The sequence below is a fragment of the Mycolicibacterium baixiangningiae genome (genome assembly GCF_016313185.1).
GTDB lineage: Bacteria > Actinomycetota > Actinomycetes > Mycobacteriales > Mycobacteriaceae > Mycobacterium > Mycobacterium baixiangningiae.
This window is the reverse complement of sequence record NZ_CP066218.1, coordinates 5,424,579-5,435,354: the sequence shown is the minus strand read 5'-3', so window position 1 is coordinate 5,435,354 and position 10,776 is coordinate 5,424,579. Positions and strand designations below refer to the sequence as shown.

General features: G+C 61.5%; 11 protein-coding genes. 10 read left to right on the top strand and 1 reads right to left on the bottom strand.

Annotated features, from left to right (window positions below):
• Window positions 1–4 precede the first annotated feature (4 nt).
• The 5 genes from I7X18_RS25860 (at window position 5) to I7X18_RS25840 (ending at window position 5,459) form a co-directional block, all read left to right on the top strand.
• A complete protein-coding gene (locus I7X18_RS25860; RefSeq protein ID WP_193046815.1) occupies window positions 5–376 on the top strand; it encodes an excisionase family DNA-binding protein in 372 nt (123 codons plus the stop codon).
• Window positions 377–389: 13 nt separating this feature from the next.
• Complete coding sequence (locus I7X18_RS25855) at window positions 390–1,091, top strand: hypothetical protein (protein WP_193046814.1); 702 nt, start codon at window positions 390–392, stop codon at window positions 1,089–1,091.
• Between the two features lie 133 nt (window positions 1,092–1,224).
• Window positions 1,225–1,686 (top strand): HNH endonuclease, encoded by a 462-nt coding sequence (locus I7X18_RS25850; protein WP_193046813.1) that lies wholly within the window; start codon window positions 1,225–1,227, stop codon window positions 1,684–1,686.
• A 168-nt stretch (window positions 1,687–1,854) separates the two neighbouring features.
• The gene (locus I7X18_RS29730; RefSeq protein ID WP_226863733.1) at window positions 1,855–5,013 is read left to right on the top strand and encodes a phage tail protein; all 3,159 of its coding nucleotides are present in this window, start codon (window positions 1,855–1,857) and stop codon (window positions 5,011–5,013) included.
• A 101-nt stretch (window positions 5,014–5,114) separates the two neighbouring features.
• A complete protein-coding gene (locus I7X18_RS25840) occupies window positions 5,115–5,459 on the top strand; it encodes a hypothetical protein (protein ID WP_193046812.1) in 345 nt (114 codons plus the stop codon).
• A gap of 325 nt (window positions 5,460–5,784) precedes the next feature.
• Here I7X18_RS25840 and I7X18_RS25835 read toward each other — a convergent pair whose 3' ends face one another.
• Window positions 5,785–6,120 carry a hypothetical protein gene (locus I7X18_RS25835; RefSeq protein ID WP_193046811.1) on the bottom strand — a complete coding sequence of 112 codons (336 nt, stop codon included), beginning with the start codon at window positions 6,118–6,120 and terminating at the stop codon, window positions 5,785–5,787.
• A gap of 198 nt (window positions 6,121–6,318) precedes the next feature.
• Here I7X18_RS25835 and I7X18_RS25830 point away from each other — a divergent pair, with 198 nt between their 5' ends.
• The 5 genes from I7X18_RS25830 to I7X18_RS30155 all read left to right on the top strand — a co-directional run bounded on the left by I7X18_RS25830 (window position 6,319) and on the right by I7X18_RS30155 (window position 10,569).
• On the top strand, window positions 6,319–6,654 hold the full coding sequence (locus tag I7X18_RS25830) for an MmpS family transport accessory protein (RefSeq protein ID WP_193046810.1): 336 nt from the start codon (window positions 6,319–6,321) through the stop codon (window positions 6,652–6,654).
• A gap of 377 nt (window positions 6,655–7,031) precedes the next feature.
• Window positions 7,032–7,652: a helix-turn-helix transcriptional regulator gene (locus tag I7X18_RS25825; RefSeq protein ID WP_193046809.1), complete on the top strand. Its 621-nt coding sequence runs from the start codon at window positions 7,032–7,034 to the stop codon at window positions 7,650–7,652.
• The gene (locus I7X18_RS25820; protein WP_193046808.1) at window positions 7,649–8,155 is read left to right on the top strand and encodes a GvpU-like protein; all 507 of its coding nucleotides are present in this window, start codon (window positions 7,649–7,651) and stop codon (window positions 8,153–8,155) included. The genes I7X18_RS25825 and I7X18_RS25820 overlap by 4 nt, the downstream gene beginning before the upstream one ends.
• A gap of 675 nt (window positions 8,156–8,830) precedes the next feature.
• Window positions 8,831–9,973, top strand: coding sequence for a DUF262 domain-containing protein (locus tag I7X18_RS25815; RefSeq protein WP_193046807.1), 1,143 nt, complete (start codon window positions 8,831–8,833; stop codon window positions 9,971–9,973).
• Entirely contained in the window at window positions 9,970–10,569 is a 600-nt protein-coding gene (locus I7X18_RS30155; RefSeq protein ID WP_226863732.1) for a HEPN domain-containing protein, read from the top strand. The genes I7X18_RS25815 and I7X18_RS30155 overlap by 4 nt, the downstream gene beginning before the upstream one ends.
• Window positions 10,570–10,776 lie beyond the last annotated feature (207 nt).

Below are 10,776 nucleotides of genomic sequence, written 5' to 3'. Positions count from 1 at the left end.
GCCAGTGGCCGTGATCGACGGCCGTATCTGCGGTCTGCTCAACCAGTTGTTGAAGCTCGACCGGGTCCGTGCCGAGATACGCGGCCAGGACCCGCAACTCGATCAAGCATTGTTGGCGATCAAGCTTGCGGGTGCTGCGTACATGAATAGTTCCGCGACCGGTAAAAGGCAAGCGCCGCAACCGGAACCGGCTACACACTGTGATCAGCAGGACGACAACACCATAAGCACCACCAGCGCCGCAACGCTTCTCGGAGTGACTGACCGCGCGATCCGCAGGGCGATCACCGACAAACGCTTACCGGCAACAAAGCTCGACGGCCGATACCGAATCGGCCGCACCGAACTAGCCCACTACCGAGACACCAGAACCTGAAAGAGACCACGCGATGACCGACCCCAACGAAGGATCCTCCTTCTACGAATTCGACCGGGCCATCAACGACGCACGCCTGACGCTGCAGCGATTCAACCGCGACGACGAAGTGCTGACCCTGATCAACGAGCAAATCCAGTTGAATCCTTACCGCGATCTCGACGCCGACAAAGACCACAACGAAGACTGGCTGCGCGTCGAGTACGCCAAGCGGTTCAAATCAGTCATGGCCCGCCTCGCAACCAAACTCACCACCATGGCCTCCTCGGTCAGCGTGAAGGACCGTGACGACGCGCAGAGCGTCCTCGGCATCCGCGGACTATCCGGGGACCCCGCGGCCCTAGCGATCAGCCTCCGTGACGCACAGGAGCGGGTCGAAACGATCACCGACACTCGCGGGCTGCAACGCCTCCTCGATCGTGCAGTGCGGATCGGGGACCAAACCCTCAGCCGCGCCATCGTCAGCCGAGCCATCGAACTCGGCGACGCCGACACCGTCAATGCATTCTCAGCCGCCTACCCGCAACTCACCGACTCCGTCGAACGACTCTGGGACTCACGCCATCCAGGGCCGAAAGCCGCTGCGGCCGGTATCACCTTCGCCGGTTACCTGAGCAATCTGAGGCCAGCCGCCCTGGCGGGCCTGCAGTGGTACGAGCTGGATCGAGTCGCAGCAGGCGACACCGCATCCGGCCGCTGGAACGTCCGGGCCTGATGAACGGCAGCGGCACGGCGTCAACCACCACCGTTAACCAGGTGCAAGGACGACCACGACGGTACCTAGGACCGAGTCGTACCTGCGCCAGTGCCGCCGCTATCTCCAGACCTGTAAGTACCCGGAGAACAACATGACCGCACCAGCACGCGTCAACGACGCCAAAGCCAAACGCCTGCGCGCCAGGATCCGCGCCCGCGGCGACGCCTGCCACATCTGCGGCCACGACATCGACTACACCGCCCACCACCACGACCCGCGCTCATTTCAACTCGACCACCTCTGGCAGATCGCCAACGGCGGCCCCGCCTACGACATCACCAACTGCGCCGCCGCCCACCGCAAATGCAACCGCGCCCGCTCCGACACCATCGACGCCATCACCATCGCAGCCGCCGCCTCCTACGGCATAGACCTCACCAGCGCCCAATCCAAAGGCAACCACGCATCCAACGGACACCTCTGCACCGGATGCAACGGCTACCACAACCCCGGACCCGGAACCACCTTCATCACCGCACGCAACTGGTGGAGCACCACCGTTGATGACAACCGACCCCGAGTTGACCTGACCCCCTTCGGAGGTGGCCTGTGACCGGAAGTCAGGCACCCCTGGCCGGTCAACCCCCAGGGGCCTGCCAACCGCCACCTCGTTGGCATAGGGATGTCTCTCCCCGCCAGTTTTTCCACCACCAGCCGGTCGATTGGTCGCTGATCTGATGACCCGGCTGCGCACCCCTCTACAGGATTCAAGGAGCTGAAGATGGCGTCGATTGCGGATGTCTATGTCACGGTTCTACCTAGCACCAGCGAGATCGCGCCAGGGGTTAAGCGAGCGCTGCGCGAAGTCGACAACGACGCGTACCAGGCGGGCCGGCGGTGGGGCCGCGAGATGGAACGCGGCATGGGTCGCCCCAGGATTGGGGCCGATACCCGGCCGGGTGAACGTGACGTCGATGAGTTCAAACGGAAGGTCGACAAGACCCGCGCTACGGTCAAGCTCGATGTCGATAAGTCCGGGTTCGACGCAGCGGCCACGTCGCTGCGGAACCTGTCGACCAACTACAAGGCGCTCGGTGTCGCCAGCGCGGCCATCGCCTCACCCACGGCGATCGCGGGCACTGTTTCGGTGGTCTCGCAACTGTCTGGTGTCCTCGGTCTGATCCCCGCCGCAGCCGGTGCAGCCGGGCTGGCCATCGGATCACTCAAGGTCGCCACGTCCGGGTTCGCCGATGCCGTCAAAGAGGTTCGAGACACCGAGAAGTTCAACGAAGCGATTCAGCAACTCGCCCCGAACGCGCAGGAAGCCGCTCGAGCCATCCAAGGGATGTTGCCCGCTCTCGACACGCTGAAATTCACTGTCGGTGATGCGTTCTTCGCAGGGCTCGGTCAGCAGATCTCGCAACTGGGATCGACGTACTTGCCTCAGGTCCAAACGACTATGAGCCAGATCGCGGCATCGGCTAACAGCGCCATGACCGAAGTGTCACAACAGTTGCAGACCCCGGCGATGCAAGGCGACATCGCGGAGATGACGAACAACATGGCGTCTGCGTTCGACAGCCTCTCCCAGGCGCTCGAACCGATTGTGTCGTCGTTCGTCGACATCGGGTTGGTCGGCTCGGGATTCCTGCCGCAACTCGCTGACGGCGCGGCCCGTGCCGCGGAGGCGTTCTCGCAATTCGTGGGGGAGGCCCGCGCGTCCGGGGACATGCAGTCGTGGATTGAGGGCGGTATCGCCGGATTCAAACAGCTTGGCGACATCATCGGCAACGTTGGTCAGATTCTCGGCGGCTTCGCGACCGCAGCACCCGAAGGTGGTGGGCCGCTGGGGATGCTGCAGAGCCTCACCCAGGTGGCCGCCGACTTCATCAACTCTCCAGCCGGTCAGGGTGCTCTCAACACCTGGATGGTCAGCCTCCGCGACACCATGTCCGCGCTCGCCCCCGCGGCTGGCGCATTCCTGCAAGCCATCGCCCCGATCGGCGGGGTGATCGGGACCGCGCTCGTGACCACCGTGCAGGCCATCGCCCCGGCTCTCACGTCATGGTTCAACGCCATGCAGCCCGTCGTGCAGCAGCTCTCCGGGGCGTTGACGCCGGTCATTCAATCCCTTGGCCCCGTGCTCGCGCAGATGGCGGATATTCTTGCCGGACAAATGGTCTCGGGTATTCAAACGATCCTGCCCGTGCTGATTCCGTTCGTGCAGCAGTGGGGCCAGGCACTCACCTCGATCATGCCGCTGCTGCCGGCGCTGTTGCAGATGGCGACCGCCTCGCTGCCGATGATTCAGCAGGCCGTCGCAATGATCCTGCCGCCGATGACCACGTGGATGACCATGATGGGCAACATCGCCAACGTCGTTGTCCCGCCCCTGTCGGCCGCGATCGGCGCCATGTCTACGGTCTGGCAGACCAGTTTTGGCGCGATTCACACCGCGGTGTCTACGGCGTGGACGATCATGCAGCCGGTGTTCGATGCCATCAAGACCGCGATCGACACCCTCATGGGGCCGCTGGATGAGTTCTTCAGCCTGGCGAGCAAGATCCCCGGAGTAAGTGCGGCGCTGAAGACGGCGGAGGGCGTGGCCAGTGCCTTCACAACACCTGGCGCGGTGCCCGGCCCAGCGATTCCGGCATTGCCCGGGGTTCCGTCCTCGGCTCTGAAGCCTCCCGGCACCTATCGAACCCGTGATGGACAGGTCAGGATGATTCCCCGCGGGACGGCGCCCATCGCACCGGCCGTGGGTGTTCCGACGACTCAGCTGCCGATCCCGGCGGTGTCGACGTACGTAGCGCCTCCGGTCACTACGGGCAGCAGTTCGTCGAGCGGCGGCGCGGTCGGGGCCAACAACGTGGACGCCATGTTCGCGCTGGCCCAGCAGGCCAGTGGCAGAACCGATTACGCACCCGCATCCGATCTCGCCAAGGGACTGGCGGATTGTTCGGGGTCGATCTCCGACCTCTATGAAGTCCTCACTAAGGGTCAGGCGTCGAGCGCCCGCATGTTCACCACTGTGAACTTCGCCAGCGACGCTGAAGCCGCGAAGCTGGGATTCCTGCCGGGCTACCAAGAGGGCGCGCTGAATGTTGGCGTCAACCCGTACCCCGGTAACAGCGGGCATATGGCGGCCACCCTGCCCAACGGTGTGAACTTCGAGGGTGGCGGCGGCACCGGCGGTGGCGCCCAGTACGGCGGCAACGCGGCTGGCGCCTTGGATCCGCAGTTCGAGAAGCAGTACTACCTCCCGGTGCCGAGCGGCTCAGGAACGTCGTCGGCGTACCCGGCCATGCCGGTAGGCAGTTCCGCCGCCGACATCTCCCAGAACCACCTGTCCGGGACGAAGGATCAGCCGCTCTATGTGATGCCCGCAAAAGAAGGCGCTTTCGGCGGCGCGCAGCAGCTCGGACAAGACCTCGCCTCCGGCATGTTCGAGATCCTCGGCATCGGCGACATCTTCAAAGACCCCACGCAATTCGGACTTTTCAAGATCGCCAAAGCCGTGATGGGGCTCGACGTCAACGCCGGAGCGGGCGGCGGATCCGAGGGTGGGGGAGGGCTCTTCCCTGGCGGTGGTGGCGGCGGTGGGGGTTTGACGAGCCTCCTGTCGAACATCCCGCAGGCATTCGGCGCATTGAACACAGCGGGAGAGGCGAACGCCCCCACCCCATTCATGCCGATGATGCCCGAAGCCAGCGGGGGTGGGGCTGTCCTGCCGGGCAACATGATGGCCTCGCCGTTCAGTCCAACGGGCGCCAACAGTGCTGCCGGCCCAGGCAACCAACCAGTCATCGATCAGAGCGTCCACATCAGTGGCACCAACCAATTCGGCTACAGCCAAACCGCGGTGCAAGACCAGATCCGAGACCAACACCTCAGCCAGGCCCGCGTTCCGCTGATGACCCTCCCGACCGGACCCTGACGCCTGGGGGAGTGACCCCTAGATGAACCTGGGCCGCACCGAGTCGGCATAGCGCCTGCCTGTCAGTGCACTGCACCCAAATTTTCTGAGGAGAGGTGAGTATGTCCGCAGGTGAGCGTCTGAGGACGCAGTTGGATGCCCTTCTGAAGGCGTCTGCCCGCGAGGTGGGCCTGACTTTGGAGTGGTCTGAGTCGGAACTCGACATCTTGGATCGGGCGGCGCGCACCGCTGATCGGGTGGAGCAGTTGCAGGCGGTGTACGACCGCGAGGTGAGTGGCGAGGGAAGTCCGACGGTGTTGGTGAAGTTGTCGGCGGAGTTGCGGGCGTTGGATCGCCAGGTGGTGGATTTGGTGGCGCGTTTGTCGCCCGAAGTGGGGCCTGCGAAGGATCCTGCGAAGGTGCGGGCGGCGAATGCCCGGTGGAATCGTCAGCCGGCGGTGGGGTGATGGCGCGGGTCGCTAAGCCAGTTGTGGCGCATGACGGGCTGTACGCCTACTTGGCGGACGTGCTGGCTACACCTCTAGGGATCCCGGTTGAGGTGCCGCACTATCGGCTACCGGAATGGGCCAAGCTGCCGCGAGCGGGTCGGCCCGGGCAGTTGGGGCTGCGGGTGAAGGTGTTCCCGGATGACACTCTGACGGTGCGGGACACGACAGCTGCCGAGTGGCTTGAGGAAAACGGCGTTTGACGGTGAGAGGCCCGTCATTCAGCGGATGGTAGTCGTCCATCCGCTGAACCGAAGCCAACGGATTTCGCTCCTGCGCAGGACTTTCAGTCGTCTTCGGGAGCGAAGAGTGTTTCAACGGGTTCGAGTTCAAACTCGATTGGCGGCAGGTCGAACCCGGCTTCGATAATCCGTGATTCAAGGTCGACCGTGTGTGCCCGAAGGTTCAGGAGTGCGTGGTGCACCTTCAGAATCTCGGCCTGCGTCGCGAATAGCCGCCCCTCTAGCCGATAGATGGCGAGGGCGAGCACGGCGAGCAGAGGGCTGTCACCGGAGTTGTCGGGGTCCTCAGCGAGTGCTGTGGTGATCAGTTCCTGCATCTGAGCGGTGACGGGCATGTGCCCTTCAGGCACGTCCACAGATAACAATTGCTCGATAGCCATGTCTCTCCTCGTCGGTAGCCGTTCCGGTTTGAACGGTAGCCGCAGCGGAGATGGTTCGCTGGTGAGCCTTCCGTCGAGACGCTATAGCGACCCCTAAGGGCGGAGCCTGGCAGGGTTCCTGACTTTTGCTGTGATCAACCTTGGGTGGCGTTATGCTCTCGTTGACGGGTCGGGGAGGACCTTCGAGTGGGGGATGTCATGGGGAAGTTCATCATCGGCGCGAGCTGCGTGATTCTTGCGGTTGCGTCCGCTCCTGTTGCGGGGGCGAACGCGGGGAGCTTCGCATATGTGCTGAAGTCGGATGCGCCGATCATGTCGGCGAGTTTCTTCGATGGGATGAATGAGATGCAGACGGTGATGGATCTACCGTCGTCGTGGTCTCAGACGTTCTCGAGTGAGGCGACGTATCAGATGCATTCGATCAGCGCGCAGACGAACGGCACGGTGCTGTCGTGTCAGCTTCTGGTGAATGGTTCGGTGGTCGATGAGCAGACGACGAAGGGTCGCTACACCGTCACGGTTTGCTCCGGGTGATCGACCCGTAACGCCGCTCCGAACTCACTGACCCGCCAAACCTGTCATCATCGTCCGGTGGCTTGGGAACCGGCGGACCTCAGCGAGGCTCGTCGCACGCTGCACAAAGACATCTTCGATGTAGTCGAGTGGGCTGTCGTGGAACGGCAATTCACCCTCCGGAAGCAAGGTCACGGCTTCGCGCTCTACTGTCCTTGTGGCGGTCGCGCCCCGTTCATTCGAGTCGACGGCACCCCGGGTAATCCGACCTGGAAGGCACGCAGGCTGCGCCGCAGTGTCAATCACTGCCCTGACCAGCACCAATTGATGCGGTTACAGTGAGGTCTATCTCAGCTGTGGTCCGTTGACAACAAGGCGTGGTCGACGCATGCTTAAGTATGTTTGACGAGCAATCATTCGAATGGGTGTTCGTCGTTCCGGAGATCGACGACCCTGGTGACCCGCGGATCGACAGACTTTACGACTCTGCGGAGGCGGTGGTGGAGTCCCACGGCGGGCTGACACTGGTTTCCGTTTTGGTAACGGGGTCGACCGCGGTGGCGGCGGCACGGGCGGCCATCGGCACGCTGACGGCATGTGACCTACGTCCGCTTCGGACTTATCCAGACCTCGTGACGCGCGGAGAAATAGCCGATCGCCTGGGTAAGCGGCGCCAGACGGTGGACAACTGGGTCCGAGGTGATCGACAGAAGAACTTCCCGCGTCCCACGTATCTGGCTGGCGGTGGCCTTTGGCTGTGGGGAGAGGTTCAAGAATGGCTCCAGCGTGAGCGAATCAAGGATATCCCTGAGGGCGACGGCGTCAGTTTCCCGTCAATGGCGGATCACGCCCTCGTCGATGCCGAGTTGACCCACGAGGAAGGCTGGTCGGGACATTCTCGACTCTTGTACGTATCCACTGAGAGTGTGCGAGATCTCGTGGCTGCAATCGGGTCGATCGACTTGCAAGGGACCGGCCCGGTATTCGGACGCCCGCGGACAATCGTCGGGGTCTCATGACGGAGGCCGATGACGATCCCGCCCTCAGTGGGGATGATGTGGACGGCTTCGTTACCCCGGAGTTCACGGCAGCGATCGACTGGTTTACAAAACCCGACGCAGAACTGCAAGACCTTATTGGCGTCGCCAACATAGGGTTTGGTCTCGGGGTGACGCTGTACCTCCCTTGGGGGATAGCTTCAGGGCATATCGCCCCCAACCACGCGTTCTTTCGGTCGATAGCGGACAAGCTTCGAGAGGAAGCGAGTGCTTCTGATAACGAAGACGTCAGGGTCGTGACCGAGGCAGTCGCGCGCCGCTCGTTCGATCGCTGGGCGGACCCCATGCCTGAGCCGGACCGGCTGAAGCAGACCATCCGGAATGGCTGGGACCTCACCAGCTATATACATTTGAGCAACGCCCAGGCGTGGTTCCCCGGCTGGAGCCAACCGCAGCAGCACGATCAGCTTCGCATTCGGCTGAGTTCAATCACGGCTTGGGCATACGGTTTGACCCGCGGGTAGACGCCTCCAACTGCTTCACTGCCTCATGCAGGGCGATGACGACTGCTTCGGACCCCTTGCCGTAGCTGTCGGCAGAATGATCCGCCGGAGTCTCCACTTTCCTGACACAAACGCCCCCGAAATTGGGCGTACGACGGCGGACGCTTGCGGACTGTGAACGGTGATACCAGCTGATAGACCGGCACTTTCACGCTCGGTTACGGACGGAGATGGACGGTGCGCTCACGCCAGAAGGTTAGGGGTTCGAATCCCTTCGGGCGCACTCATTACGTGTATTACGTCGGCTGATGGCTGACAGTGTTTGGCTGGTGCTCGACAGTTGCTTCAGTCGATCCTTTCCGAGCCGCCGTACATGGAGGCAATACGAGGTTCGCTAAGCAGCAAAAAGCAGCTAAGCCGTCGTTGCGTATATGTCGGTCAACGATGGCCCCAGCGCAGCTCTATGGCCGCGCCAACGACCGATTAACCGACGCCGCCGCCCTGTACAGGCTGCCGAGGAACGAAGGAAACGGGCCTTCACACACGCGCGAACCCTCTAGTTTTCACGAGAGCGGTGACAGAGATCAATCACCGCCATGTCAACCGTCAGCCAGCGTGAGCAGGGCGCCATCCCTGAAGTGTGGGCGCTCTACTTCGGTGACGTTGCGGCGCTCGGGCGGCCGATAGTCTCTTGGCATGACCGCTGAAAGTGATGTACGTGACACGCCAGAGGACCCCTCGACGCTCACCGAAGAAGAAGTGGCCGAGATCGAGCAGGCGGAGGCGGAGAGCGTCTCAATTTCATACTCCGGCACGGACTTTGACGTCGAGGGGCTCGTTCGCCGGCTCGATCGCGGTGACATTGTCATTCCCAACTTTGGGCATCCCGATGAAGATTTGGAGGTTGCGGGTTTTCAACGGAGTTTTGTATGGCGACGTCCGCAGATGGACCGCTTCATAGAATCTCTGCTACTCGGCTACCCAATACCAGCGATAATGCTAGTGCAACAGCTTGATAAGCGTTATTTGGTCTTAGATGGCCAGCAACGGCTAAAGACTCTGCAGTACTTTTACAACGGCGTGTACCGGGGTGTTGAGTTTGCCTTGACGAATGTTGCCGAACAGTTTAAGGGTTTGACATACAGAACCTTGGACGATCCGCTTCGCAGAATGCTAGGAAATACATTCATACAGGCGACAATCGTTCGTACTGACGGCAGCCCCGCTTCGCTTGACGCCGTCTACCAGATATTTGAACGGCTGAACTCGGGCGGAACTCAGTTAACTGCTCATGAGATCCGTATCGCTCTTTACTCAGGGCCGCTCGTCGGGCTGCTAACGGACCTCAACTCAGTGGCTGATTGGCGTAGAATTTACGGTCCTCCGTCTCCTCGGCTACGTGATCAGGAGCTGGTTCTCCGCATCATCGCTCTGTACTCAAGATCGAACGAGTACTTTTCTCCGCTCAAGAAGTTCTTGAACACCTTTATGAGTGACCACAGAACGCTAACGACTTTCCCCATAAGCGACATCCGCGAGGCATTCGAGGGCGCGGCGGTTGCTCTTAATGCGGCAGGAGTACGCGACGCTATCAGAAGGACAGGCCAGAGGGTGAACGCAGCCCTACTCGAAGCTGTGATGGTCGGTTATATGCGAATACTAGAGTCTGGCGAGCCACTATCTACGCAGCGACTTAGTGCCGCGCTCATTCGGATCGGACAGGATCGCGAGTTGCAAATGTCATCTGCATCGTCGACGACAAGTGAGGAAAACGTTCGAGCGCGTATAAATGGTGTCACTAGAATTATGGCATCGGAAGCCGGTACGGAAACGGAATGAGCCGAAGTTCGTGGCCACCGCATACTCTAGTGAGCCTGGAAAGGCAGCTTCTGATGCTGTCCGACTCGGTCGCAAATCCGCCGATGGCTCGAAGCGACGACGAGGAGGTGTGGCTAACCAGATTTCTGTTGCTTCGGGCAGTCGGATACCTTGAGCAAGTCGTTCACGACTGCGTCCGCGGACACATACAAGAGTCAAGTTACGGTACGGTTCGAAATTTCTCTATTTCGTGGATGGATAGGAGCCGAAATCCGAGCGTCGAAAATCTCTTGACCCTGCTTGGGCGCCTAGACCTGCGGCTTCGTGACGACTTCGAGCGCTGGATTGATGAAGACGATCAATCCCTTAGACGAGACCTGTCAGCGGCCGTAGCTCGCCGGCATCAAATCGCCCATGGGCTGAACGAGGGGATCGGCAGAAGCCGAGCTCTTGAGCACGTCGAGCGGTTAAGGGAGATCGCCGACTGGTTTATTCGTAATCTCAATCCGAACGCTGACGGGCGACTCAGCCGTCAGCTTCCAGAATCATTCGTTAATAGCAACTGGTTCTCGTGGCCCTCGGAGCTAAGCAGGACGGTCCTTCGGCTCTGTCCTTAGCGCGGCGTGCTGTCACAGCAACCGGTGGCCTGGACTAATTGTTTCCCAAATCCTTCGGCCGTTCGCTTAGGAGGCTGGTGTAGCTACCGCTCGCCGATGAGGTGGCTCGCCGGTGCCGCGTAACCGAGAGGTTGAGTTGCAACGGCTACTCAAGCTCCTCCCGCGGCACGCACCACGCCCTGGAGTCGTTCTTTTCCCCGGACATGA